This is a genomic window from Streptomyces sp. NPDC088910 (assembly GCF_044749865.1).
Classification (GTDB): Bacteria; Actinomycetota; Actinomycetes; order Streptomycetales; family Streptomycetaceae; genus Actinacidiphila.
Map to the genome: position 1 here is coordinate 807845 of NZ_JBIVIV010000002.1, position 24734 is coordinate 832578.

The window sequence follows — 24734 nt, forward strand, 5'->3', positions numbered from 1 at the left end:
TCCGCATGACGTACGGCGGAAGGGCTTCTAGCCTGGAAGGCCGGGGCAGGATCGGCGACGGCGGAAGGAGCCGGCGCGTATGGCTGCGGAGCAGGACGAGGCAAAGAGGGTCGGGGAGATCTTTCGGCGGGCGCGGGTCCTCGCCCGCCGCTCCCAGACCGAGGTGGCGTCCGCATTGGGTTACCACCAGTCCAAGGTCAGCCGACTTGAACAGGGCAGGGGCACACAGGACTTACGCGTTCTGCGAGCGGTGGCCGACGAACTCCGCATTCCCCTCCACACTCTGGGGCTGGCGCCCCCGCCCACCGTCGACCGTCCGGAACGGGAAACACCAGAGGACATGCACCGTCGAACCTTCCTAGCCGCAGGCGTAGTCCCGCTGGTAGGGCCCTCAGCTCAGCCGACCCGCCCGTCCGGTGACCTCGTACGGTCGCTGCTTCCGGGCGCCGACTCCGCTGCGGGTACGGGCGAAGAGGATCTGCGTCGGCTGGAGATCAGGATGAACAGGCTGCGCACGCTGTTCACCTCCTGCGACTACGCCCGGCTCGAGCTCGAACTCCCCGCTCTGATCGCCGACCTCCGCCAAGTCGCGGGCACGTCTTGCGACGCGGCCGGGCTGCTTGCCGCCGCCTACCAGACCTCGGCAAGTCTGCTGCTCAAACACGGTGACCATGGACACGCGTGGCTCGCTGTCGGCCGCGCCATGGGCGAAGCCGAACGGTCCGGCGACCCGGTCGTCGTCGCGTCCAGCGTCCGCGTGCACGCGCATCTGCTGGCGCGGGAAAACCACGCCGCTCAGGCGGTGACGCTCATCCGTCATGTCGTGGACCAAATGTCGGGCGCGTACGACCTCAAGTCCCCGCGCCATCTCGCGGTCCTCGGAATGCTTCTCCTTCGGGGAGTGACGGCCTCCGCACTGGCCGGAAGCCGGAATTCCGTCCGCGACTTCCTCACCGAGGCTCGTGACGTAGCGGCGAGAATGCCGGACAGCACACAGGACACCTGGTCCAACTTCGGTCGTGTCAACGTCGAGCTGCACGCCGTGAACGCCTCCGTCGTCCTGGGCGACGCCGGCCTGGCCCTCGACGCCGCGCGTCCGCTCATGCGCCGGCACATTCCCGTCCCCGAGCGCCGCGCCGCCTTGTGGACCGATGCCGCGCACGCCTACAGCCAACAGGGACGTCTGGCCGATGGGTACCAGGCGCTGCGGATCGCCGAGAGCTGCGCGCCGCAGGACGTGGGGCGCCCGGCGGTCCGCGCGCTGGTGGCCGACATGGCGGCCCGCGACCGGCGTCGTACGCTGCCGCAGTTGCATCACTTCGCCCGACAGTTGGGAGTGTCCGCGTGAGCGGTGAGCCTGGGAAGCCGTTCCTGTACGTCGTGGTATGCGCGGCCGGAGTTGCGAAGGACGTGGGGGTGCTCATCTCGGCTGCGCAGGGGCGGGGCTGGGGTGTGGGGGTGGTGGCCACGCCTCTGGGCTTGGGTTTCATCGACCAGGCGGCTGTCGAGGCGCAGACGGGTTACCCGGTGCGTTCGGCATGGCGGAAGCCGGGTGACGTCCGGCCGTTGCCTCCGGCGGACGCCATCGCGGTGGCGCCGGCGACGTTCAACACGGTCAACAAGTGGGCGGCCGGGATCGCGGACACGCTGGCGCTGGGCATCCTGTGCGAGGCGTACGGGTTCGGCATTCCGACGGCGGTGCTGCCGTACGTGAACAGCGCGATGGCCGCGCATCCGGCGTATGCGGCGAGCTTGGCGCGGCTGCGCGATATGGGGGTTTTGGTCAGCGGCCTGAAGCCGCATCCACCGAAGTCCGGCGGCGGCGCCGACGCCTTCCGATGGGAAGAGGCGCTGGAGTTGCTTGCGCCAGAGGTGAACCCACGCGGCTGAAGTCGCGCCGGAATTCGGCGCGCATGCACGATGTGCATGGACTGCTGCTCCATGTGCATGACGTGTGGTTCGCGCCCAGTGCCGCGCGGTTTGGTCTTCCCCAGGACACGTCAGGTGCAACTCAGTGGGGAGACCACGATCGTGCGTACGGAGAACGACGGCGAGGCGTCCGTGTCGGTGCGGAGATGGACGCGCGCAGCCCGATGCGTCGGACCTGCCCGGCATGAATTACGACGGCTGCTCGACGAATGGGAACTGGCGTCGCTTGCCGATTCTGCGGAGATCGTCGTCTCGGAGCTCTTCACGAATGCTGTGCGTCATGTGAAGGCGCCTCGCGACCGGCTCGTCGAAACCCGGTACGAGCGGCTGGTCGGCGGCGTACGGATCGAAGTGCACGACGCGGATGCCTCCTCCTGGAAGGCGGTGCCCGAGCCGTCGCCCGAGGAGGAGTCCGGACGCGGCCTCGCGCTGGTCGACTCCATCACGGGCGGCTGCTGGGGCGTGAGCGAGCATGCTGGCGTCGGCAAGCTGGTGTGGGCGGTCGTTGCCGATGACGGTGTCGATGGATATTCCGGGACGCGGGAATGACGGGCGCTCAAGCAGCGGGTGTGACGGTGACACGCCGTGCTCGTGGCAGCTCCGCTGTCGAACAGACTCCTGTCGACTCGACCGCAGGCAACGCCGCCAGTTCCGAAGGTGAGAAGCCGAAGTGGAAGATTGTCACCTGCGCGGGTTTCTCGGTCGAGTGAGCGATCCGGCGAGAGCCAGATCCTCTGGGGTGTCATGGAGTGCCGGCCCTTCGCGGAAGAGCCCGAGGCCCGCGCACCCGTCGTCAACCTCGCGATCGTCGAGGACTTCTGGATAGACGGCCTTGACCCTGCGGGTCTCGCACAGATCGCGGCCAAGCTGCGAGCCCAAGCCGATCGTCTCGATCACGAGATTCGGCCCCGACTCGTCGCGGCCCGCGCCGACTGGGCTGAACATCAATGTGCCACGACAGCTAAGGCGCGGCAGTCGAATCTCCCCTTGGGGAGGCACCGGGTACGGAACGACTAATCCGGTATAGGAAATACATAAGCCCCAGGCGGTAAACCCGGGGCTTTAGTAATGGAGCGGATGACGGGAATCGAACCCGCGCTCTGAGCTTGGGAAGCTCATGTTCTACCATTAAACTACATCCGCGTGAAGGCCCTGGTGGGGGTGGCTTCGTGGGGGAGTCTACCGCATGTGGGGGGTGGGGTGGGGCGTAGGTTGGGGGCGGAGTGGTGAGTGGGTGCGCGGTGGGTTGATCCCCTAATGTGTGGGTTTGTCGTCCACGCCGGTTGGTTGGGGAAGGGACTTGATGGAGCGCACCGTTGTTCGTTGTGCCGAGGGGCATGTGTTCAGTACGGCTTCGTTCCCGATGCAGCATTTGGGGGCCGAGCGGTTGGGGCCCGGGCGGTTGTTGAGGTGTCCCAAGTGCGCGCGGCTGAGGCACGCGGTGCCGGTGGCCGGGGGCGGGGAGAAGCGGTAGTCGGAGGCCGGTGAGGTGGCGGCTCCGGGCCGGAGGATTGGGTCGGGGCCGCTCCGGGCGCGTAACCTTCGGGGCGTGCTTCTCTCTGACAAGGACATTCGAGCCGAAATCGACAACGGACGCGTGCGCGTGGACCCGTTCGAGCCGTCGATGGTGCAGCCGTCGAGTATTGATGTGCGGCTGGACCGGTTCTTCCGGGTGTTCGAGAACCACCGGTATCCGCACATCGACCCGGCGGTGGAACAGCCGGATCTGACGCGGCTGGTGGAGCCGGAGGGTGACGAGCCGTTCATCCTGCATCCGGGGGAATTCGTGCTCGGGTCGACGTACGAGGTCATCTCGTTGCCCGACGACATGGCGTCGCGGCTGGAGGGGAAGTCGAGCCTGGGGCGGCTGGGGCTGCTGACGCACTCGACCGCGGGGTTCATCGACCCCGGTTTCTCCGGGCATGTGACGTTGGAGCTGTCGAATGTCGCGACGCTCCCGATCAAGCTCTGGCCCGGAATGAAGATCGGGCAGCTCTGCCTCTTCCGGCTGACCTCGCCCGCCGAATTCCCTTACGGATCGCAGCAGTACGGCTCCCGCTACCAGGGGCAGCGCGGGCCGACGCCTTCACGGTCCTTCATGAACTTCCACCGCACCAAGGTCTGAGACCCCGGGGCGGGTCAGATCAGCGGCAGCTTGAACAGGCAGAGAAGCGCGATCAGTTGGATCGACGCCGCCCCGAGCGCCTTCGGCCACGGCAGGTCGTGCGACTTGCTGACCATCGAGGTGAGCAGCGCCGCGCAGCCCAGCCAGGTGAGCCAGCCCAGGAGTTGGACGAAGCTGTTGGCGCCGCCGAGGAAGAGCGCGAAGAACAGACGCGGGGCGTCGGTGAGCGTCGTGATCAGGAGCGAGAGCCCGATCGTCGGCGCCCAGGCGCCGTCGCCGCCGAACTGCCGCGCGAGGGTGTTGGTGACCGCGCCGAGCGTGACCGCGGAGATGACGACGGCGACGGCCGTGGTGAGCACCCACGGGATGCTGGTGGTGAGCGTCGCGTCCAGGACGTCGCTGCGGGCGGCGTCGAAGCCGAAGACGGCGAGCAGCCCGTAGAGGAAGGTCACGGTCAGGGCCGGGCCCCAGACCGTGTGGTCGCGCATCTGCCAGAAGGTACGGCCGGGGCGCAGCACGACGCCGCTCAGCAACTCCTTCCAGTGCAGCCGCGGACCGACCGGCGGCGCGGCGGACTGACCCGCGCGGTACGTCGCCACGTTGTCGCCCGAGTACGGGGGCTGGGTGTACGGGGCCTGTGCGTGCGAAGGCTGCGCGTACGGCTGCTGCCCGGCGTACGGATCGACGTACGGCTCCTGGCCCTGGCCCGCGAACCCGGCGCCCAGCGTGAACGCCTTCGTCTGGCCGGGCGACTCGTCGTACCCGCCGGGCTGCCCCGCCGCGGGCGCGTAGTACTCCGGCTCGCCAGGAGGCGTTCCGTACGAGCCCTGCCCGTGACCCGCGCCCTGCCCGTAACCGGCACCCTGCCCGTACCCCGCGCCGTGTCCCTGAGCCGCGCCCTGGCCGTGACCCGAGCCGTATCCCGGCCCCTGGCCGGGACGGCCGCCCCGGCCACCGCCCTCACCGTGTCGATTCCTGAATCCAGCCACGTCATCGAACGTACCCGGTAAGCCGCCGCACCGCTCCTGTCGGCCGGTCCGCCGCCGCCCATTGCTGCCAACCTGTGACACGCGGCGGCGAACCCGTCGACGGACCCCCGGGCAAACCCCTAGGGGAACCCGTAAGGGCTGGTGAGGCCCCGGATCAGGCCGTCCCGGCCGGCGCTTCCTCGCTCAGCTCGGCCGCGTCCGCCGGCGCCTTCACCGACTGGAGGAGGAGCTGCGAGACGTCCACGACCTGGAGGGCCTCCTTCGCCTGGCCGTCGTTCTTCTTGCCGTTGACGGAGTCGGAGAGCATGACCAGGCAGAACGGGCACGCGGTGGAGATGATGTCCGGGTTGAGGGAAAGCGCCTCGTCGACGCGCTCGTTGTTGACGCGCTTGCCGATCCGCTCCTCCATCCACATCCGGGCGCCGCCCGCGCCGCAGCAGAAGCCGCGCTCCTTGTGGCGGTGCATCTCCTCGTTCCGCAGACCGGGCACGGACGCGATGATCTCGCGCGGCGGTGTGTAGACCTTGTTGTGCCGCCCTAGGTAGCAGGGGTCGTGGTACGTGATCAGGCCCTCGACCGGCGTGACCGGCACCAACTTGCCCTCGTCCACGAGGTGCTGGAGGAGCTGGGTGTGGTGGACGACCTCATACTCGCCGCCGAGCTGCGGGTATTCGTTGGCGATGGTGTTGAAGCAGTGCGGGCAGGTGGCGACGATCTTCTTCGAGGCGCGCGGCTTGCGCGTGGAGGGGTCCACCGCGCCGTCCTCGTCGAGGGACTCGCCGAAGGCCATGTTGAGCATGGCCACGTTCTCCTGGCCGAGCTGCTGGAAGAGGAATTCGTTGCCCAGGCGGCGGGCGGAGTCACCGGTGCAGTTCTCGTCGCCGCCCATGATCGCGAACTTGACGCCCGCGATGTGCAGGAGCTCGGCGAAAGCCTTGGTGGTCTTCTTCGCGCGGTCCTCCAGGGAGCCCGCGCAGCCGACCCAGTACAGGTACTCGACCTCGGTCAGGTCCTCGACGTCCTCGCCGACGACCGGCACCTCGAAGTCGACTTCCTTGACCCAGGCCAGGCGCTGCTTCTTCGGCAGGCCCCACGGGTTGCCCTTCTTCTCCAGGTTCTTGAGCATCGTGCCCGCCTCGCTCGGGAACGACGACTCGATCATCACCTGGTAGCGGCGCATGTCGACGATGTGGTCGATGTGCTCGATGTCGACCGGGCACTGCTCGACGCAGGCGCCGCAGGTGGTGCAGGACCACAGCACGTCGGGGTCGATGACCCCGTTCTCCTCCGCCGTGCCGATCAGCGGGCGCTCGGCCTCGGCGAGCGCGGCGGCGGGGACGCCCGCGAGCTGCTCGGGCGTACCGGTCTCCTCGCCCTCGGCGTTCTTGCCGCCGCCGGCCAGCAGATACGGCGCCTTGGCGTGCGCGTGGTCGCGCAGCGACATGATCAGCAGCTTGGGGGAGAGCGGCTTGCCGGTGTTCCAGGCGGGGCACTGCGACTGGCAGCGCCCGCACTCGGTGCAGGTGGAGAAGTCGAGGATGCCCTTCCAGGAGAAGTGCTCGATCTGGGAGACGCCGAACTGGTCGTCCTCGCCCGGGTCCTCGAAGTCGATGGGCTTGCCCGCGGAGACCATCGGCTGGAGTGCGCCGAGCGCGACCGGACCGTCCGCGTTCCGCTTGAACCAGATGTTGGGGAAGGCGAGGAAGCGGTGCCAGGCCACGCTCATGTTGGTGTGCAGGCCGAGCACGATCGCCCAGATCATCGTGACGCCCAGCTTGACCATGGCGACGGCGTAGACGGTGTTCTGGAGGCTGCCGGTGCTCATCTTCCGGAAGGCGGCGACCAGCGGGTACGAGACGAAGTACGCGGCCTCGTAGTGGTCGACGCCGTGCAGGGCGCCCTCCAGGCCGCGCAGCGTCAGGATCGCCAGGCCGATGATCAGAACGACGTACTCCACGAAGTACGCCTGCCAGGCCGTCGAACCGGTGAAGCGGGACTTGCGGCCGGCGCGCGAGGGCAGATTCAGCAGCCGGATCACGATCAGGGTGAGGATGCCGAGGGTGGTGAGCGCCGCGATGAACTCGGTGTACACCTCGTACGGCAGCCAGGTGCCGATCCACGGCAGGATCCAGTCGGCCTTGAAGAGCTGGCCGTACGCGTTGACGATCGTCAGGCCGAGGGTGAGGAAGCCGACCGCCACGAACCAGTGCGCGACGCCGACGACGCCCCACTTGTTCATCCGGGTGTGGCCGACGAATTCCCTGGCCAGGGTCGTGGACCTGGCCACCCAGTCGTTCGTGCGGGAGCCCGCGGGCACGGGCTGGCCGAGCGTGACGAACCGGAAGATCTGCGCGACGGCGAGGCTGATCAGGGCGACGCCGACCGCGGTGAGGACCAGCGACACGATGATCGCGGCGAGTTGCATGTGGGCTCCTCGGGCCTGCGCGGCGGTTCAGTGGGAGGGGGCCGTGGGTTCAGGATCGGGCGGGAAGGCTTCGTGCTGGGCAAGGTCGTACGGGCAACGCTTGTACAGGGTCGTACGAGTCGGACGAGTCGTACGAGCAAGGTCCCGTACGAGTCGTACGAGCAAGGTCGTACTAAGCGGTAACTTAATCCGGTCTCCGCTGAGATTACCCGCGATCCGCGGGCGCATACAGCCGTGCAACTCGTGATCTGCGTCGCGGTGCGGCCTGTCGCGCCCTGCCGTGACCGGCTCAGAGCCGCTCCACGCTCTCACCCCGGCACCGGTTCCGCGTGTCGAAGACGTACGTCGCCGCCCGCGCGACCATCGTGTAGTCGAAGACGTCGTGGTCGGTCGCGACGACCACCACGTCCGCCGCCGCGGCCTCCTCCTCGGTCAGCTCCACGCACAGCAGGTCGGCGGGCAGCCGGGCCGGGTCCGCGTACGGCTCGACCGCGCGCACCCGGGCGCCGAGCGCCGTCAGCCCGGCCGCGATGGCGAGCGCGGGCGATTCGCGAAGGTCGCCGCTGTCGCGTTTATAAGCGAGACCCAGCAGAAGGACGCGGCTTCCCTCGACCGGCCGCTGCCTGGCGTCGAGGCCCGCCGCGATCCTGTCCACTACCTGGGTGGGCATCAGCCCGTTGATCTCCTCGGCGAGCGCCGCGAAACGCAGCAGACCGCGGGGGACCGGCAGCCGGTGACCGCCGACGCCGGGGCCGGGGTGGAAGGGCAGGAAGCCGTACGGCTTGGTGGCCGCCGCGTCGATCGCCTCGCGGATGTCGGTGCCCATCGGCCCGGTGACGGTGGCCAGTTCGTTGACCAGGGCGATGTTCACCTGGCGGAAGGCGTCCTCGATGAGCTTGGTCAGCTCGGCGGTGCGCGGCGACGAAACCGGCACCGTATTGCGCACGATTCGGGAGTAGAAGCCGTCGACGGCGAGGAGCGATCGTACGTTCACACCGGAGACGACCTTGGGGGTGTTCTCCAGCCGCCACCGGGGGTTGCCGGGGTCGGTGCGCCCGGGGCTGTAACCCAGGTGGAAGGCGCTGCCCGCGGTCAGGCCGCTGATCTCCTCCAGGACCGGCCGCAGCAGCTCCTCGGTGGTGCCGGGCGCGGTCGTGGACTCCAGGACGACGGTGGCGCGCGGGCGCAGGTGCGGGGCCACGGCCCGGCCCGCGTCCACGATCGCGCCGCGGTCGGGGACGCCGTCGTGGACCGGTACGGGGACGGTGATCACGCAGACGTCGAAGTCGCGGGCGTCGGCGTAGTCCGTACTGGCCCGATAGCGGCCGGAGGCGAGGGCCTCGGCCAGCCGCTCCGCGGGGACGTCGCCGACGCGGGAGTCCCCGGCCGTCAGCCGTTTGACCAGCTGTTCGTCGATGTCGATCCCGGTGACCGTGAAACCGGCCTCCGCCGCCCGCAGTGCCAGCGGCAGCCCGACCTGGCCCTGGCCTACGACGACGACGTGCCGGCTGTCTTCGGTGGGTTCCATGACGCTTAAATTAGCTCTAATCGTGACAAGTATGGCAAAGGCGACATTAAGTTCATCGGATGTCGGGCCACCGCGCGAGCGGGCCATGACGGACGAGGCGCCACGATCACGCGGGAGGAGGCGGGCATGCGGGCCGTGCTGCGCTGGGTCGCGATCGGCGCCGGGCTCCTCCTCGTGGTGACGGCGGGTCTGGGCTGGGCGTCCTACCGGAAGTTCAGCGGCAACATCCACACCGACCGGGCCGCGGAGAAGGTGCTCGCCCGGTACGCGAAGGAGCGGCCCCGCGCGCTGGTGCCGCAGGCGCGCAACATCCTGATGCTGGGCTCCGAAAGCGGCCAGGGCGGCCCGAGCGGCCAGGGCGCCCCGAGCGGCAGCGGAGCCCACGGCGGCCAGAACGCCGAGCGCGGCCCGGGCTCCGGCGCGCCCCCGGGTGAGGACACCTCCGACGCCGCCGTCCTGCTGCACCTGTCCGCCGACCGCCGCCACGCCGCCGCCGTCGGCGTACCGCGCTCCCTGAAGGTCGGCGTGCCGAGCTGTCCCCGCCCGGACGGCGGTACGAGCCCGGCCGCGTACGAACCCTTCGGCCGCGCCTTCAGCGGCGGCGGGGCGGCCTGCTCGATCCGCGCCTTCGAACGGCTCAGCGGCATCCGCGTCGACCACCACATGGTGGTGGACCTCGCCGGGTTCGACCGGATCGAGGCCGCGGTCGGCGCCCACACCGGTGAGCGCCGCCGCGAGCTGTTGCGTACGCTGACCCGTGAGGCGCGCGGGGCGGACACGCTGCGCCATCCGGCCCGGTTCTTCGGCCTGGTCGACACGGCCACCTCGTCCCTCACGGCCGATCCCGGACTCAGTACGCTGCCCGCGCTGTACGAACTGGCGGGAAGCCTGCGCAAGGTGCCGGACGGCGCCCTCGCCTTCCGTACGCTGACGGCCCGGCCGGCCGAGTCCGGTCCGCTGCTGGCGGCGCTGCGCGCGGACCGCCCGGTGCCGGCCTCTCCAAGCCGCTGACGCGGCACCTCGCCGCACCTCGCCGCACCCCGTCCGACCTGTGAGAACATCCACCCTGCGCACATAAAGCAGAGATAAGTTGAGTGAGGTCGACTCACATCTGTTGACAGAAGATCCCGGGTCGTGCAGTCTTGAGTCAGTTCCACTCAAGTCAGCAGGAGGATTTCACCATGGCACGTGCGGTCGGCATCGACCTGGGCACGACTAATTCCGTCGTCAGCGTTCTCGAAGGCGGCGAGCCCACCGTCATCACCAACGCAGAGGGCGCCAGGACCACGCCGTCCGTCGTCGCCTTCGCCAAGAACGGCGAGGTGCTCGTCGGCGAGGTCGCCAAGCGCCAGGCTGTCACCAACGTCGACAGGACCGTCCGGTCGGTCAAGCGCCACATGGGCACCGACTGGAAGATCAACCTGGACGGCAAGGACTTCAACCCGCAGCAGATGAGCGCCTTCATCCTGCAGAAGCTCAAGCGGGACGCGGAGTCGTACCTGGGCGAGAAGGTCACCGACGCGGTGATCACCGTCCCCGCGTACTTCAACGACTCCGAGCGCCAGGCCACCAAGGAGGCCGGTGAGATCGCGGGCCTCAACGTGCTGCGCATCGTCAACGAGCCGACCGCCGCCGCGCTGGCCTACGGCCTCGACAAGGACGACCAGACCATCCTGGTCTTCGACCTCGGTGGCGGCACCTTCGACGTCTCGCTGCTGGAGATCGGCGACGGCGTCGTCGAGGTGAAGGCCACCAACGGCGACAACCACCTCGGTGGTGACGACTGGGACCAGCGCGTCGTCGACTACCTGGTGAAGCAGTTCCAGTCCGGCCACGGCGTGGACCTGGGCAAGGACAAGATGGCCCTCCAGCGCCTGCGCGAGGCGGCGGAGAAGGCGAAGATCGAGCTGTCCTCGTCCACCGAGACCTCGATCAACCTGCCGTACATCACGGCGTCCGCCGAGGGCCCGCTGCACCTGGACGAGAAGCTCACCCGCGCCCAGTTCCAGCAGCTCACCACCGACCTGCTGGAGCGCTGCAAGACGCCGTTCCACAACGTCATCAAGGACGCCGGGATCCAGCTCTCGGAGATCGACCACGTCGTCCTGGTCGGCGGCTCGACGCGTATGCCCGCCGTCGCGGAGCTGGTGCGCGAGCTGACCGGCGGCAAGGACGCCAACAAGGGCGTCAACCCGGACGAGGTCGTCGCCATCGGCGCGTCCCTCCAGGCCGGTGTGCTCAAGGGCGAGGTCAAGGACGTCCTGCTGCTCGACGTCACCCCGCTGTCCCTCGGTATCGAGACCAAGGGCGGCATCATGACCAAGCTGATCGAGCGCAACACGACCATCCCGACCAAGCGCTCCGAGATCTTCACCACGGCCGAGGACAACCAGCCGTCGGTCCAGATCCAGGTCTACCAGGGCGAGCGCGAGATCGCGGCGTACAACAAGAAGCTCGGCATGTTCGAGCTGACCGGCCTGCCGCCCGCCCCCCGCGGGATGCCGCAGATCGAGGTCACCTTCGACATCGACGCCAACGGCATCATGCACGTCGGCGCGAAGGACCTCGGCACCGGCAAGGAGCAGCGGATGACCGTCACCGGCGGCTCCTCGCTGCCCAAGGACGAGGTCGACCGCATGCGCCAGGAGGCCGAGCAGTACGCGGACGAGGACCACAAGCGCCGCGAGTCCGCCGAGACCCGCAACCAGGGTGAGCAGCTCGTCTACCAGACCGAGAAGTTCATCGCGGACAACAAGGACAAGCTCCCCGAGGACGTCAGGTCCGAGGTCGAGACCGCGGTCGCGGACCTCAAGGAGAAGCTGAAGAACGAGTCGACGGACGACGGCAACACCGCCGCGATCCGCGAGGCCACCGAGAAGGTCGCGGCCACCAGCCAGAAGCTGGGCCAGGCGCTGTACGCGCAGACCGACGGCGCCTCCGGCAGCGCGACCGCCGACGCCCCCTCCGACGGTCAGGCCGACGCCGCCGCGGACGACGACGTGGTCGACGCCGAGATCGTCGACGACGAGAACGCCAACAAGAGGGACGGTGCCGCGTGACGGAGGAGCCGAAGGGCTTCGAGTCGGAGCCCGACGTCCCTTCAGAGGCCGGCGAGGAGCAGCCGGACGCCGCCGCGAAGGCCGCCGGGTCCGCCGATGAGGCGGGCCCGGCGGCCCCGGCCCCGGACGGGGACGCGAAGGAGCTGACGGCCCTGCGGGCACAGCTGGACCAGGTGCGCACCGCGCTCAACGAGCGCACCGCGGACCTCCAGCGGCTCCAGGCCGAGTATCAGAACTACCGCCGCAGGGTGGAGCGGGACCGGGTCGCCGTCAAGGAGGTCGCGGTCGCCAATCTGCTCACCGAACTGCTCCCGGTGCTCGACGACATCGGCCGGGCGCGGGAACACGGCGAGCTGGTCGGCGGCTTCAAGTCGGTCGCCGAGTCGCTGGAGACGGTGGCGGCGAAGCTGGGGCTGCAACAGTTCGGCAAGGAGGGCGAGCCCTTCGACCCGCTGGTGCACGAGGCCCTGATGCACAGCTATTCGCCGGATGTCACGCAGACCACATGCGTGCAGATCCTCCAGCCCGGGTACCGCATCGGGGAGCGCAATCTGCGGCCCGCCAGGGTCGCGGTCGCCGAACCGCAGCCGGGCAGCCAGGGCAAGGACGAGTCGGCGGCGGAGAAGAAGGCCGACGAAGAGGAGACCGGTGGCCCGGACGAGGGCTGACGGCGTAGAAGTAAGTGGGCGTAGGAGTGTGCCGGTCACCGGCGGCGCGCCTGGAAGTGGTGGAGAGGAGGGACGTCGGGGATGAGCGTCAGTAGGGACCTGTTGGAGAAGGACCTGTACAAGGTCCTCGGCGTGCCCAAGGACGCCACGGACGCCGAGATCAAGAAGGCGTACCGGAAGCTCGCCCGCGAGTTCCACCCGGACGCCAACAAGGGCGACGCGAAGGCCGAGGAGCGCTTCAAGGAGATCTCCGAGGCCAACGACGTGCTGTCCGACGCCAAGCGTCGCAAGGAGTACGACGAGGGCCGCGCGCTGTTCGGGAACGGCGGCTTCCGCCCCGGTCCCGGCGCGGGCGGCGCCGGCGGCTTCAACTTCGACCTCGGCGACCTGTTCGGCGGCACGGGCGGCCAGCCCGGCGGGCAGACCACCGGCGGGCAGGGCGGTGGCTTCGGCGGCGGCCTGGGCGACGTCTTCGGCGGTCTGTTCAACCGGGGCGGCGCGGGCACGCGGGTGCAGCCGCGCCGCGGCCAGGACATCGAGTCCGAGGTGACGCTGAGCTTCACCGAGGCGGTCGACGGGGCCACGGTCCCGCTGCGGATGTCCTCGCAGGCGCCCTGCAAGGCGTGCTCCGGCACCGGCGACAAGAACGGCACGCCCCGGGTGTGCCCGACCTGCGTCGGCACCGGGCAGGTCTCGCGCGGCGGCGGTGGCGGCTTCTCGCTCACCGACCCGTGCGTGGACTGCAAGGGCCGCGGCCTGATCGCCGAGACCCCTTGCGACGTCTGCAAGGGCAGCGGGCGGGCCCGTTCCTCGCGCACCATGCAGGTCCGTATCCCGGCCGGTGTCACCGACGGGCAGCGGATCCGGCTGCGCGGCAAGGGCGCGCCCGGCGAGCGCGGCGGCCCCGGCGGCGACCTGTACGTGGTCGTGCACGTCGGAGCGCACCCGGTCTTCGGGCGCCGCGAGTCCAATCTCACGGTCACCGTGCCGGTGACCTTCGCCGAGGCGGCGCTCGGCGGCGAGATCAAGGTGCCCACCCTGGGCGGCCCGCCGGTCACCCTCAAGCTTCCGGCCGGTACGCCGAACGGCCGTACGCTGCGCGCCCGCGGCAAGGGCGCCATGCGCAAGGACGGTTCACGGGGCGATCTGCTCGTCACCATCGAGGTGGCGGTGCCGGAGAAGACCGAGGGCAAGGCGCTGGACGCGCTGGAGTCCTACCGGGAAGCGACCGCGGGGCACGACCCGCGGGCGGAGCTGTTCAAGGCCGCAAAGGGAGCGTGACCTGAATGAGCGTCGACGGAAGCGGTATGAGAGGCCCGCGCGGCCGTAATCCCTACCAACTGACCGAGGAGTCCCCGGTCTACGTCATCTCGGTGGCGGCCGAGCTGTCCGGGCTGCACCCGCAGACCCTGCGTCAGTACGACCGCCTCGGGCTGGTCTCGCCCGACCGTACCGCCGGGCGCGGCCGTCGCTACTCCACCCGTGACATCGAGCAGCTCCGCGAGGTGCAGCGGCTCTCGCAGGACGAGGGCATCAACCTCGCGGGCATCAAGCGGATCATCGAGCTGGAGAACCAGGTCGCCGCCCTCCAGGCGCGCGTGGCCGAACTCTCCGCCGCCGTCGAGGGCGCCGCCGCCGTCATCCAGCAGCGCGAGGCCGCCGTGCACGCCTCGTACCGCCGCGACCTGGTTCCCTACCAGGACGTCCAGCACACCAGCGCGCTGGTGGTCTGGCGGCCCAAGCGCGACGGCTGACGCCCGCTCACCCGTACGGCCCAGGGCTCCTTACGACGGACGGTCCGTCTTCCCCACGCGGGGGAGACGGACCGTCCGTCGTCGTGCGTCCGGTCGGCGGCGCCGGTCAGTGGAGCGCGGCCGGGACGACCTGGACGGAGTCGCCCACGGCGCGCTCGCCCGTCGCGTCCGAGGGGTTGTTGGCGAGGGTGCCGTCGACGGCGAAGGTGGTGGAGCCGCCGCCGTCGAGGTTGAGGGCCTGGACGGCGCCCAGGGAGCGCATGAAGGCGGCGGCCTCCATAAGCGTGAAGCCCTCGCTGCCGCCGCCGGTCTGGCGGCCGTCGACGGTGACCAGCAGCAGGCGGCCCCGGTCGTCGATCCCGGCCAGGGTGCGGGGCTGGCGGCCGTTGGCCCAGACGTAGCCGAAGGACAGGTCGAGCGGGTCGACGACGCCCTCGGCGGCGGCGTCCACGGCGATCCGGCCGTCCTGGACGAGGGTGGGGGCGGCGCTGACGAGGCTGTCGTCGGGGCCGAGGGCGAGGACCTCGCCCGCGGTGTCCCGGATGGTCGTCCCGACCGATACGCGCTCACCCGTACGGGCGTACGCGGTCAGCCAGTCGGCGGCCGAGCCGATGCCCTGGAGCACCGAGCCGTCGGCGGGGACCCGGCCGCCGCGCGCGCCGACGGACACCACGTCGCCCCGGGCGTCGAGCACGGCCTGGACGCCGGTGCCGGTGGGCAGGGCGGCGCCGAAGGCGGGGGTGAACACCACCAAGTCGTCCTTCTCGTAGCAGGTGACGTCCTGCCAGGGCAGCTCGCTCGGGGTGCCGCCGGGGCGCCCGCAGTCGCGGACCGTGCCGGGAAGCCGGTTGACGCCCTGCACGGCGTAGGACGCGCCGCCCGCGCGGGCGGTGGCCGTGCTGTTCAGGTCGGCGATACGGAAGTGCCGCCCGCCGTCGGCGAGCACCAGGGCGGCGCGCGCGCCGGCCGACATCGACTCCAGCCGCCCGTCGTAGGCGCCGAGTCCCGACTGGGTGCCCTGGATGCCGCCGGCGTTGGTGATGACGAAGAAGCCGCCGTTGACGGCGACCAGGGAGCCCAGCTTCCTGGCGACCGACGACGGGGTCTCACGGCGCGCGACGTCGCCGTCGTGGGTGCCCGCGACCGTGCCGCGGAACACGCGCGGGTCCACGGTCGCGATGTGGATGTTCTGCACGTCGGCGGGCTGGTCGGCGTCGTAGCCGGTCCACTCGACGGCGGTGAGGAAGCCCGCCGCGGTGACGGGCTGCGCGGCGGCCGTGGCGGCGGCCTGCGTGGCGTACCCGCCGATCCGTACCCGCAGGCCCATCGTGCCGTGCGGGGTGTCGCTGTAGGCGGGCCACTGGACGGTCTCGACGCGCGGCGCGAAGCCCGCCGCGCGCAGCCGCGCCGCCGTGTCGTCCGCCCACGCCCTGTCGCTCACTTCGAGCCCGGTCGGCGCGCCGGTCAGCCTGCTGGTGGCCGGCCGCTGGACGGTGACGGTCCAGGACGGCGCCGCGTCCGCGCGCCGGATCGTCCCGGTGCGGACCTGGAGGCCGGGGGCGAGGTCCCGTGTCGTCCACCGCGACGAGACGGGGTTGCGGTGGCCGGTGGCAGCCGAGGGGTCCGGCCCGTGACCGGGCACGGCGGCCTGGGCCGTCGAGTCGAGGGCGAGCGGTACGACGGCGGCGAGTACGGCGACGGCGGCCACGACGGTGCGGACGCGTACCCGCGCGGCACCCTTGGTGTGCTCCATGAAGACCCCTCACGTACGACGGCTGACGGCTGACGACTGCGGGCGGGCGGCTTCCGCGCCCGATGAGAGCCGTCCTACGCGAAGACCCCGCCTTGTGGGGGTGAGTTCCGGGCGAACAGCCGACGAATGCCGTCATCCGCCGTACGCCGTACGGGCGTTGCGGCTGTTACGCGTGTTGTGGGCGTTACGCCGACGGCGTGCCGTGATACCCCCTCACGCGTTGCCCATCGCCCGGGTCAGGGCGATCTCGATCACGACGCGGTCCGGGTTGGGGGAGGGGGTGCGGCCGTAGCGCTCGGTGTAGCGGCGCACGGCCTCGGCGACGCGGTCCGGGTCGGCGGAGACGGTGGCCACGCCTTCGAGGGTGGCCCAGATCCGCCGCTCGACCTGGCAGACCGCGACCCGCGCGCCGCCGGGGCCCGCCGCCAGGACGTTCAGGGCCTTGGTGCTCCTGCCGTTGGCGATGACGCGGGCGAGCCCCGCCTCGGGGTCGTACGTGACGCCGACCGGGACGACGTGCGGGGAGCCGTCGGGGCGCGGGGTGGTGAGGGTGCACAGGTGCCGCTCGCGCCAGAAGGCGAGGTAGCCGGGTGCGGGGGAGCGGGGATCGGATGCCATGGACGGGACGGTACGCGGAGGCGCGCGGGCGGGTGCGCAGGGGGCGGCCTCGGGCTCGTACGGGCCGGGCGCGGGCTCGTACAGGTCAGGCGCGGGCTCGTACAGGTCAGGCGCGGGCTCGTACGGGTCAGGCGCGGGCTCGTACGGGTCAGGTCAGGCGGACCGGGAGCGCGGCGGTGCTGTTGCCCACGAAGCCCGGCAGCGGCGGGAGTTCGGCGTCGGGGACGGCGAGGGCGAGGCCGGGGTACGCGGCGTACAGGCCGCGCAGGGCGATCACCGCTTCGAGGCGGGCCAACGGCGCGCCCAGGCAGTAGTGGCTGCCGTGGCCGAAGGCGAGGTGCCGGTTGGCGGGGCGGGTGATGTCGAAGCGGTCGGCGTCGGGGCCGTACTCGCGCGGGTCGCGTCCGGCGGCGGCGTATCCGGCGAGGACGGCTGTACCACGCGGCACAGAGGTGCCGTCAACCACCAGATCGGTGATCGGGTAGCGGAACGGGAAATTCGCCACCGGGCCGTCCCAGCGCAGCGTCTCCTCGACCACCGCGTCCCAGGACACCTCGCCCGCCAGCACGAGCGCGAGCTGGTCGGGGTGGCCGCACAGGGCGCGTACCGCGTTGACGATCAGATTGAGGGTCGTCTCGTGCCCGGCGACGATCATCAGCAGCAGGGTGCCGGTCAGCTCGGCGTCACTGAGGCGCCCGCCGGAGGCAGCGCGGGAGCCGTCGCGGGAGCCGCCCGAGCCGTCGCCGTCACCGCTCTCCTCGCCGCGCGCCGCGATCAGCGCGCTCGTCAGGTCGTCGCCGGGTGCCGCGCGCCGCTCCGCGACGACCTGGCCGAGGATCGCGTACGTCTCGCGCTGCGCGGCCATCGCGTCGGCCGCGGAGCTGCTGGTGCTGACGATCAGGCGGCTGAGGGCGTGCAGCCGGTCCCGGTGGGCGGGGGCGATGCCCAGCAGCTCGCAGATCACGCCCATCGGCAGCGGATAGGCGTAGCACTCGCGCAGGTCGACCACGCCGTCGGCGTCCGCGCGGCCGGGGAGCGCGGCCAGCAGCTCGGCGGCCTGCGCCTCGATCCGGGGGCGCATCGCGGCCACCCGGCGCGGGGTGAACGCCTTGGTGGCCAGGCCGCGCAGCCGCCTGTGGTCGTCGCCGTCCGCCGTCGTCATGCCGTTGACCAGCGCGAAGGCGTTGAGCTGCCACTGTTCGGGGACCTCGCCCCGCTGGAGGGCGGCGAAGTGCGCGGCGTTCTTGGCCACCTTGGGGTCGGCCAAGAAATCGCGCAGCTCCTGGTAACGGGAGACGATCATCCCGGGGACGCCGTCCGGCAGTGTCACGGGGCAGACGGCCCCCGCCTCGCGCAGTGCGGCGGCGTCCGCGTGCAGCGCGGCGCCGGTCGGGTCCATGGAGTGCGCGTCGCTCATGGGAGTCCTCACGGACGGCGGGTATGGAGGAGTCAAGCGGACATGCGGCCGTACGGACAAGCGCAGATGCGGCCAAAACGGCTGGAGCGGACCCCAACTCCGCTGCCTTCCAGCGGAGTTGAAGCAGGCATTGTCGCACCGCCGCCGGGATTTACTCAACGTTCATACAAAAACACATCTGCTCGCCGCGGGGTCCGGCGCACGGACTCTCCGCCCCGTTCCCGACTCCGTGTGACCGTTCCCGAAGTCGCCCCAAAGTCACCTTGAGTGGAATAGACTCAACTTGCCTTATGTTGCTCAAGGCAGGTTTACGCCGATCGCATCGGAGCATCGGACACGTCGATCAAGAGGAGGAGCCGACGCCAGTGGACGCCGAGCTGACCAACAAGAGCCGGGAAGCGCTGAACGCCGCCAACACCCGGGCCGTCTCCGAGGGCAACCCGGACCTGACGCCCGCGCATCTGCTGCTCGCCCTGTTGAGCGGCACGGACAACGAGAACATCCTCGACCTGCTGGCCGCCACCGGCGCCAACCCCGATACGCTGCGGGCGGGCGCGGAGCGGCTGGTCGCGGCTCTGCCGAAGGTGCAGGGCTCCACCGTCGCGCCCCCGCAGGCCAACCGCGACCTGCTGGCCGTCATCGCGGACGCCTCGCAACGCGCCAAGGAGCTGGGCGACGCCTACTTGTCCACCGAGCACCTGCTGATCGGGACCGCCGTCAAGGGCGGACCCGCCGGTGAGCTGCTCGCCGCCCAGGGCGCCAAGGCCAAGAGCCTGCTCGACGCCTTCGAGACCGCCCGCGGAGGGCAGCGCGTGACCACCCAGGACCCCGAGGGCACGTACAAAGCCCTGGAGAAGTACGGCACCGACTTCACCGCCGCCGCCCGCGAGGGCAAGCTCGACCCGGTGATCGGCCGCGATCAGGAGATCCGCCGCGTCGTCCAGGTGCTGTCCCGCCGTACGAAGAACAATCCGGTGCTGATCGGCGAGCCCGGCGTCGGCAAGACCGCCGTCGTCGAGGGCCTGGCCCAGCGGATCGTCAAGGGCGACGTGCCCGAGTCGCTGCGCGACAAGCGGCTGGTCTCGCTCGACCTCGGCGCGATGGTCGCGGGCGCGAAGTACCGCGGCGAGTTCGAGGAGCGGCTGAAGTCCGTCCTGGCCGAGATCAAGGACAGCGACGGCCAGGTCATCACCTTCATCGATGAGCTGCACACCGTCGTCGGCGCGGGCGCGGGCGGCGACTCCGCCATGGACGCGGGCAACATGCTCAAGCCGATGCTGGCCCGCGGCGAGCTGCGGATGGTCGGCGCGACGACGCTGGACGAGTACCGCGAGCGGATCGAGAAGGACCCGGCGCTGGAGCGCCGCTTCCAGCAGGTGCTGGTCGCCGAGCCGTCCGTCGAGGACACCGTGGCGATCCTGCGCGGCCTCAAGGGCCGCTACGAGGCGCACCACAAGGTGCAGATCGCCGACTCCGCGCTGGTCGCCGCCGCCACCCTCTCCGACCGCTACATCACCTCCCGCTTCCTGCCCGACAAGGCCATCGACCTGGTGGACGAGGCCGCGTCCCGGCTGCGCATGGAGATCGACTCCTCGCCCGTCGAGATCGACGAGCTCCAGCGGGCCGTGGACCGGCTGCGCATGGAGGAGATGGCGCTCAAGAACGAGACAGACCCCGGCTCCGTACAGCGGCTGGAAAAGCTCCGCAAGGACCTCGCCGACCGCGAGGAGGAGCTGCGCGGGCTCAACGCGCGCTGGGAGAAGGAGAAGCAGGGCCTCAACCGGGTCGGTGAGCTGAAGGAGCGGCTGGACGACATCGGTACGCGGATCGAACGCGCCCAGCGCGACGGCGACTTCGAGACCGCGTCCAAGCTGCTCTACGCCGAGAAGCCCAAGCTGGAGGCCGAGCTGGAGGAGGCCACCAGGGAGGAGGAAGAGGCCGCGGCCCAGGGTCCCTCGACGAACATGGTCAAGGAGGAGGTCGGCCCCGACGACATCGCCGACGTCGTCGCCGCCTGGACCGGCATCCCCGCGGGCCGCCTGCTGGAGGGCGAGACGCAGAAGCTGCTGCGCATGGAGGAGGAGCTGGGCAAGCGGCTGATCGGCCAGACCGAGGCCGTACGCGCCGTCTCCGACGCCGTACGCCGCTCGCGCTCCGGCATCGCCGACCCCGACCGCCCCACCGGCTCCTTCCTCTTCCTCGGCCCCACCGGCGTCGGCAAGACCGAGCTGGCCAAGGCGCTCGCCGACTTCCTCTTCGACGACGAGCGGGCCATGGTCCGGATCGACATGAGCGAGTACGGCGAGAAGCACTCGGTCGCCCGGCTGGTCGGCGCGCCTCCCGGCTACGTCGGGTACGAGGAGGGCGGCCAGCTCACCGAGGCGGTACGGCGCCGCCCGTACAGCGTCGTGCTGCTGGACGAGGTGGAGAAGGCGCACCCCGAGGTCTTCGACATCCTGCTCCAGGTGCTGGACGACGGACGGCTGACCGACGGGCAGGGCCGTACGGTCGACTTCCGCAACGTCATCCTGATCCTCACCTCCAACCTGGGCAGCCACTACCTGGTCGACCCGGCGCTGGACCCGGCGCAGAAGAAGGAGCGGGTGCTGGAGACGGTCCGCGCGTCCTTCAAGCCGGAGTTCCTGAACCGGCTGGACGACACCGTGGTCTTCTCCGCGCTCGACCCGACCGAGCTGCGGCAGATCGCCCGGCTCCAGACCGACCGGCTCGCGGACCGGCTGCGCGACCGCCGCCTCACCCTCGAAGTCACCGACGGCGCCCTCGACTGGCTCGCCGAGGAGGGCAACGACCCGGCGTACGGCGCCCGGCCGCTGCGCCGCCTCGTGCAGACCGCGATCGGCGACCCGCTGGCCCGCGCGATCCTGTCGGGCGAGGTGATCGACGGGCAGAACGTACGGGTGGACCGGGCGGCCGACGGCCTGATCGTGGGGCCGACGACGGGGCCCGACCTCAGCAAATGAGGTGCCCGACGGGCAGGTGGTGACGCCCTTCGGGGGCAGGTGGTGACCCCCTTCGCGGGCGGGCGGTGACGCCCTTCACCGGCGGGTGGTGACGCCTTTCACCGGCGGGCCCCCGGCGGTACGCCCAACGCGTATCGCCGGGGGTTGCCACCGCCCGGCGGGAATGGGGGAGGATGGAGGAGAAACGTCTCGAAGGGAACCTTCACCGTGAGCATCGACCCGTCCTCGATCCCCAATTTCGGGGGCCAGGACCCCGAGCCGAACGGACCCGCCGGCAGCGTGGTCATCCCTGACCAGGAACTGGTCAAGCAGTTGCTCGAACAGATGGAGCTGAAGTACCTCGTCGACGAGGAGGGCGACCTCGCCGCGCCGTGGGAGGAATTCCGCACGTACTTCATGTTCCGCGGCGAGGGTGAGCAGGCGGTCTTCGCCGTCCGGACCTTCTACGACCACGCGTACTCGGTCGACGACAAGCCTCAGCTCCACGAGGTCATCGACGACTGGAACCGCCGCACCCTGTGGCCCAAGGTCTACACGCACACGCACGACGACGGCTCCGTCCGTCTGATCGGCGAGGCCCAGCTCCTGATCGGCCTCGGCGTCGGCCTCGAGCACTTCGTGTCCAGCACGGTGAGCTGGGTGCGCGCGTCCATCGAATTCGACAAGTGGGTCGGCGAGACGCTCGGCCTGGAGAAGGACGTCGAGGGCGGTACGGACGGCGGCGCCGAGGGCGACGGCGGCAGCGACGACTGACGCGGTCCCCTCGCTTCGGAGGGGCACGGGTCCGTCAGAGGGGCACGGGGACGACCGTCAGCAGGTACGTCCCGTAGCCGAGTGAGATCCCGGCCAGCGCCGCCACCGTCACGGCGGCGGTGCGCGGCCGGGCTTTCGCGAGCGCCGCGGCGCACGGCACCAGCAGCGGGAAGGCGGGCAGCAGGAAGCGGGGCTTGCAGGAGAAGAAGCCCGCGCCGCCCAGCGCGATCACCACCAGCACCGCCGCGTACACCAGCAGCGGCAGCGGCATCCGGTCCAGCAGCGCCAGTACGAGCAGGACGGCCGCCGCCGCGCACACCGCCGTCGCCATGTAGGCGGAGAGCGTCTCGGGTTCGAGCACCATGTGCTTGACGTAGTGCAGCGCGTAGTGGCCGAAGTCGAACCGCGAGCCCCAGCGGGTCTGCACGTCGAAGTAGCCGCGGACGGCCCCGGTCCGCAGGCCCACCCACCCGAGGTAGCCGCACCAGCCGAGCGGCGCGGCGACGGCCGCGGCCCAGGCCCGCCAGTCGCGCGGGTCCCTGCGGCAGTGCGCGAGGGCCGCGATCGAGACGGCGGCGGCCACGGCGACGGCGTTCGGCCGGGTCAGCCCGGCGAGTACGGCCAGCAGCCCGGCGGTCAGCCAGCGGCGCGTGACGGCCGCGTACAGCGCCCAGGCGGCGAAGGCCGTCATCAGCGACTCGGTGTACGCCATCGACAGCACCACCGAGTGCGGCAGCAGCCCCCATACGAGGACCAGCGCGGTCGCCGTCCTGCGGCCGTAGCGGTGCTCGGTCACCGCGTAGATCCCCCACGCGGCGGCCACCGCGCCCGCCCACGCCACGAGCAGCGCGCACGCCACCGAGCCGACCGGGAGCACCGCGTCGGCGGCGCGCACCGTCATCGGGTAGAGCGGGAAGAAGGCCAGATCGTCGTACCGCAGGCCCGGCGCCTCCCAGGCCGGGATGAAGGTGCCGTAGCCCCACTCCGCGATCCGGTGGTACCAGAGGCCGTCCCAGCTCAGGCCGAGCAGATCGCGCGGGTGGCGGTGGGTGCGGTGCGCCCACAGCGTCAGCACCACCAGGCCCGCCATCCGGGCCACGACGAAGCCCGCCACCGCGGGGCCGGCCCCCGTCGCCGCCCGCACGGCCAGTGCTTTCGGCGACGACGTCACCGGTTCGACGACGACCAATGGACCCGGCTCCTCGGGGGGCTCGCGAACTTCTCTTAGTCGGACAAACCGACTATCGCGCTCCGCGCCCCGTGGTCCGGGTCTGACACGCCCGAGGAGGCCGCACGTTCACCCACGGTCGGGGGTGCCGGGGGGTCGCTTTTGCGGTCACCGGGTGGTGGCGGGGTGACCGGCGCGGGCGGTCGCCGGGGCGGTTGGGGGTGACCGGCGTGACGGTCGCCGGGTGGTGGCGGGTGACCGGCATGGGCGGTTGCTGGGGGGCCGGCGGGTGACCGGTGTGAGGTCGCCGGGTGGTGGCGGGTGACCGGCGCGGGCGGTTGCTGGGTGGTGGCGGGTGACCGGCGTGGGCGGTTGCTGGGGCGCCGGTGGGTGCCGACCCGACCGTCGCCGAGCGGTCCCGGGGCGACCGCCTCGGGCCGTCGCCGGGTGATCGTCGGGCCGCCCCGGCCCCCGGCTTAGGGTGCGGACATGACTTCCGCATTCGCCCGCAGCCTCACCCCGCACGAGCTCACCGCAGGTGACCTGCGTCTGCGCCCCTTCGCCGAGTCCGACGAGCCCGCCGTCGCCCGCGCCATGGAGGACCCGGAGATCCTGCGCTGGGCCGGTGGCCTGGCCGTCAACGCCGCGCCGGTCGCGGACCGCGCCGCCATATGGCTCGCGCCGCGGCTGGTCTCCTGGCAGAACGGTTCGGCCGCGCTCGCCGTCACCGACGCCGCCTCGGACGACCTGCTCGGCTACGTCACCATCCGCGACGTCCACCGCGTCCCCGGGCAGGCCGAGGCCGCGTACTGGGTCACCCCGGCCGCCCGTGGCCGCGGCGTCGCCGCCCGCGCCCTGCACGCCGCCGCCGGCTGGGCCTTCGCCGTCCCCGCCGCGGGCGGCCTCGGCGTGTACCGCATCAGCCTCGACCACTCGCTGGCCAACCCCGGCTCCTGCCGGGTCGCCGCCCGCGCGGGCTTCCGTGAGGAGGGCCTGATGCGGGCCTTCTTCCTCGACCCGGCGGGCGCGCGCCACGACTCCCATCTGCACGCGCGCCTCGCGACGGACGCGGTCGTGCCGCCCGCGTGAGGCCGTCGGGCCCTACGCGTCCTGCTCCAGCACGGACAGCACATTCCCGGCCGGGTCGGTGAACCACGCGATCAGCGGGCCGCCGCCGCGGAAGATCCCCTTCTCGTCCGTCGGCATCCCCTCGTACCGCTCGAACCGCACGCCCCGGCGGCCCAGCTCGTCCACGGCCGCGTCGATGTCCGGCACGGGGAAGTTGAGAATCGTGAAGGTCGCGGGCCGGTGGTCCGCCCCCTTCGGGTACACCAGCACATTGCGGTCCCCGGCGAGGTGCAGCGTCAGCAGCCCGTTCGCCTCGGACACCCGGATTCCGAGCGTCTCCCCGTAGAACTTCCTCGCCGCTTCCACGTCGTCCACCGAGAATCCGCTGAACGCCTGCGTCTGTCCGAACATGACCGCTCCCTGTTCCTCGTAGGTACACCTCCCCCTACGACCGCCGGGGCACGGAAAACTCATCGCTCCCCGGGAATCGGTCCGTCCT

The 24734-nt window shown here is 71.0% G+C and carries 21 protein-coding genes and 1 tRNA gene; 13 read left to right on the plus strand and 9 right to left on the minus strand.

The features are described from left to right. Positions 1 to 79: 79 nt before the first annotated feature. From ACIP4Z_RS07990 to ACIP4Z_RS08005, 4 genes are all read left to right on the plus strand, one after another. Entirely contained in the window at positions 80 to 1348 is a 1269-nt protein-coding gene (locus tag ACIP4Z_RS07990; protein ID WP_401305875.1) for a helix-turn-helix domain-containing protein, read from the plus strand. Further along, positions 1345 to 1890, plus strand: a complete 546-nt coding sequence (locus tag ACIP4Z_RS07995) for a flavoprotein (RefSeq protein WP_401305877.1) — start codon at positions 1345 to 1347, stop codon at positions 1888 to 1890. Before ACIP4Z_RS07990 ends, ACIP4Z_RS07995 begins: the two co-directional genes overlap by 4 nt. Before the next feature lie 141 nt (positions 1891 to 2031). Next, positions 2032 to 2478, plus strand: coding sequence for an ATP-binding protein (locus tag ACIP4Z_RS08000; protein WP_401305879.1), 447 nt, complete (start codon positions 2032 to 2034; stop codon positions 2476 to 2478). Between the two features lie 195 nt (positions 2479 to 2673). Next, positions 2674 to 2946: a DUF6907 domain-containing protein gene (locus ACIP4Z_RS08005; RefSeq protein WP_401305881.1), complete on the plus strand. Its 273-nt coding sequence runs from the start codon at positions 2674 to 2676 to the stop codon at positions 2944 to 2946. Positions 2947 to 2998: 52 nt separating this feature from the next. On the opposite strand, the gene ACIP4Z_RS08010 is transcribed toward ACIP4Z_RS08005, so the two are convergent. Then, a tRNA-Gly gene (locus ACIP4Z_RS08010) sits at positions 2999 to 3072 on the minus strand. A 406-nt stretch (positions 3073 to 3478) separates the two neighbouring features. Here ACIP4Z_RS08010 and dcd point away from each other — a divergent pair. After that, positions 3479 to 4054 (plus strand): dCTP deaminase, encoded by a 576-nt coding sequence (gene dcd / locus ACIP4Z_RS08015; RefSeq protein ID WP_355346279.1) that lies wholly within the window; start codon positions 3479 to 3481, stop codon positions 4052 to 4054. A gap of 14 nt (positions 4055 to 4068) precedes the next feature. On the opposite strand, the gene ACIP4Z_RS08020 is transcribed toward dcd, so the two are convergent. From ACIP4Z_RS08020 to ACIP4Z_RS08030, 3 genes are all read right to left on the minus strand, one after another. Beyond that, positions 4069 to 5043, minus strand: coding sequence for a YIP1 family protein (locus ACIP4Z_RS08020; protein WP_401305883.1), 975 nt, complete (start codon positions 5041 to 5043; stop codon positions 4069 to 4071). Positions 5044 to 5197: 154 nt separating this feature from the next. After that, entirely contained in the window at positions 5198 to 7468 is a 2271-nt protein-coding gene (locus ACIP4Z_RS08025; RefSeq protein ID WP_391041594.1) for a heterodisulfide reductase-related iron-sulfur binding cluster, read from the minus strand. Between the two features lie 289 nt (positions 7469 to 7757). Continuing rightward, entirely contained in the window at positions 7758 to 8996 is a 1239-nt protein-coding gene (locus tag ACIP4Z_RS08030) for a nucleotide sugar dehydrogenase (RefSeq protein WP_391041592.1), read from the minus strand. A 126-nt stretch (positions 8997 to 9122) separates the two neighbouring features. Here ACIP4Z_RS08030 and ACIP4Z_RS08035 point away from each other — a divergent pair, with 126 nt between their 5' ends. The 5 genes from ACIP4Z_RS08035 to ACIP4Z_RS08055 all read left to right on the plus strand — a co-directional run bounded on the left by ACIP4Z_RS08035 (position 9123) and on the right by ACIP4Z_RS08055 (position 14477). Beyond that, positions 9123 to 10007, plus strand: coding sequence for an LCP family protein (locus ACIP4Z_RS08035; protein WP_401305886.1), 885 nt, complete (start codon positions 9123 to 9125; stop codon positions 10005 to 10007). Between the two features lie 170 nt (positions 10008 to 10177). After that, a complete protein-coding gene (dnaK, locus tag ACIP4Z_RS08040) occupies positions 10178 to 12055 on the plus strand; it encodes a molecular chaperone DnaK (protein ID WP_355346264.1) in 1878 nt (625 codons plus the stop codon). Beyond that, positions 12052 to 12723, plus strand: coding sequence for a nucleotide exchange factor GrpE (grpE, locus tag ACIP4Z_RS08045; RefSeq protein ID WP_355346261.1), 672 nt, complete (start codon positions 12052 to 12054; stop codon positions 12721 to 12723). Before dnaK ends, grpE begins: the two co-directional genes overlap by 4 nt. 81 nt (positions 12724 to 12804) lie before the next feature. Further along, positions 12805 to 14004, plus strand: a complete 1200-nt coding sequence (gene dnaJ, locus ACIP4Z_RS08050) for a molecular chaperone DnaJ (RefSeq protein ID WP_355346258.1) — start codon at positions 12805 to 12807, stop codon at positions 14002 to 14004. A 5-nt stretch (positions 14005 to 14009) separates the two neighbouring features. Then, positions 14010 to 14477: a heat shock protein transcriptional repressor HspR gene (locus ACIP4Z_RS08055; RefSeq protein ID WP_391041587.1), complete on the plus strand. Its 468-nt coding sequence runs from the start codon at positions 14010 to 14012 to the stop codon at positions 14475 to 14477. Between the two features lie 106 nt (positions 14478 to 14583). Here ACIP4Z_RS08055 and ACIP4Z_RS08060 read toward each other — a convergent pair whose 3' ends face one another. The 3 genes from ACIP4Z_RS08060 to ACIP4Z_RS08070 form a co-directional block, all read right to left on the minus strand. Beyond that, positions 14584 to 16230: a phosphodiester glycosidase family protein gene (locus ACIP4Z_RS08060; protein ID WP_401305889.1), complete on the minus strand. Its 1647-nt coding sequence runs from the start codon at positions 16228 to 16230 to the stop codon at positions 14584 to 14586. 213 nt (positions 16231 to 16443) lie between these two features. After that, entirely contained in the window at positions 16444 to 16848 is a 405-nt protein-coding gene (locus ACIP4Z_RS08065; RefSeq protein WP_355346252.1) for a TIGR03618 family F420-dependent PPOX class oxidoreductase, read from the minus strand. A gap of 148 nt (positions 16849 to 16996) precedes the next feature. Beyond that, entirely contained in the window at positions 16997 to 18265 is a 1269-nt protein-coding gene (locus tag ACIP4Z_RS08070) for a cytochrome P450 (protein ID WP_401305892.1), read from the minus strand. A gap of 365 nt (positions 18266 to 18630) precedes the next feature. Here ACIP4Z_RS08070 and clpB point away from each other — a divergent pair, with 365 nt between their 5' ends. Together clpB and ACIP4Z_RS08080 are read left to right on the plus strand one after the other, a co-directional pair. Then, on the plus strand, positions 18631 to 21246 hold the full coding sequence (gene clpB, locus ACIP4Z_RS08075; RefSeq protein WP_401305894.1) for an ATP-dependent chaperone ClpB: 2616 nt from the start codon (positions 18631 to 18633) through the stop codon (positions 21244 to 21246). Positions 21247 to 21453: 207 nt separating this feature from the next. Then, complete coding sequence (locus ACIP4Z_RS08080; RefSeq protein ID WP_355346246.1) at positions 21454 to 21999, plus strand: YbjN domain-containing protein; 546 nt, start codon at positions 21454 to 21456, stop codon at positions 21997 to 21999. 34 nt (positions 22000 to 22033) lie between these two features. Here the strand turns inward: ACIP4Z_RS08080 and ACIP4Z_RS08085 are convergent, their stop codons facing one another. Then, positions 22034 to 23188: a hypothetical protein gene (locus ACIP4Z_RS08085; RefSeq protein WP_355346243.1), complete on the minus strand. Its 1155-nt coding sequence runs from the start codon at positions 23186 to 23188 to the stop codon at positions 22034 to 22036. Between the two features lie 468 nt (positions 23189 to 23656). Here ACIP4Z_RS08085 and ACIP4Z_RS08090 point away from each other — a divergent pair, with 468 nt between their 5' ends. Continuing rightward, a complete protein-coding gene (locus tag ACIP4Z_RS08090; protein WP_391158257.1) occupies positions 23657 to 24256 on the plus strand; it encodes a GNAT family N-acetyltransferase in 600 nt (199 codons plus the stop codon). Positions 24257 to 24268: 12 nt separating this feature from the next. Here ACIP4Z_RS08090 and ACIP4Z_RS08095 read toward each other — a convergent pair whose 3' ends face one another. Continuing rightward, entirely contained in the window at positions 24269 to 24646 is a 378-nt protein-coding gene (locus tag ACIP4Z_RS08095; protein WP_355346237.1) for a VOC family protein, read from the minus strand. Between the last annotated feature and the right edge of the window lie 88 nt (positions 24647 to 24734).

Excerpts from the sequence above, each read along its gene's own strand:
- ACIP4Z_RS07990 (WP_401305875.1), top strand. The coding sequence starts at position 80 with ATGGCTGCGGAGCAGGACGAGGCAAAGAGGGTCGGGGAGATCTTTCGG.
- ACIP4Z_RS08005 (WP_401305881.1), top strand. The coding sequence starts at position 2,674 with ATGGAGTGCCGGCCCTTCGCGGAAGAGCCCGAGGCCCGCGCACCCGTC.
- ACIP4Z_RS08025 (WP_391041594.1), bottom strand. The coding sequence starts at position 7,468 with ATGCAACTCGCCGCGATCATCGTGTCGCTGGTCCTCACCGCGGTCGGC.
- ACIP4Z_RS08030 (WP_391041592.1), bottom strand. The coding sequence starts at position 8,996 with ATGGAACCCACCGAAGACAGCCGGCACGTCGTCGTCGTAGGCCAGGGC.
- ACIP4Z_RS08035 (WP_401305886.1), top strand. The coding sequence starts at position 9,123 with ATGCGGGCCGTGCTGCGCTGGGTCGCGATCGGCGCCGGGCTCCTCCTC.
- dnaK (WP_355346264.1), top strand. The coding sequence starts at position 10,178 with ATGGCACGTGCGGTCGGCATCGACCTGGGCACGACTAATTCCGTCGTC.
- dnaJ (WP_355346258.1), top strand. The coding sequence starts at position 12,805 with ATGAGCGTCAGTAGGGACCTGTTGGAGAAGGACCTGTACAAGGTCCTC.
- ACIP4Z_RS08055 (WP_391041587.1), top strand. The coding sequence starts at position 14,010 with ATGAGCGTCGACGGAAGCGGTATGAGAGGCCCGCGCGGCCGTAATCCC.
- ACIP4Z_RS08060 (WP_401305889.1), bottom strand. The coding sequence starts at position 16,230 with ATGGAGCACACCAAGGGTGCCGCGCGGGTACGCGTCCGCACCGTCGTG.
- ACIP4Z_RS08065 (WP_355346252.1), bottom strand. The coding sequence starts at position 16,848 with ATGGCATCCGATCCCCGCTCCCCCGCACCCGGCTACCTCGCCTTCTGG.
- ACIP4Z_RS08070 (WP_401305892.1), bottom strand. The coding sequence starts at position 18,265 with ATGAGCGACGCGCACTCCATGGACCCGACCGGCGCCGCGCTGCACGCG.
- ACIP4Z_RS08090 (WP_391158257.1), top strand. The coding sequence starts at position 23,657 with ATGACTTCCGCATTCGCCCGCAGCCTCACCCCGCACGAGCTCACCGCA.
- ACIP4Z_RS08095 (WP_355346237.1), bottom strand. The coding sequence starts at position 24,646 with ATGTTCGGACAGACGCAGGCGTTCAGCGGATTCTCGGTGGACGACGTG.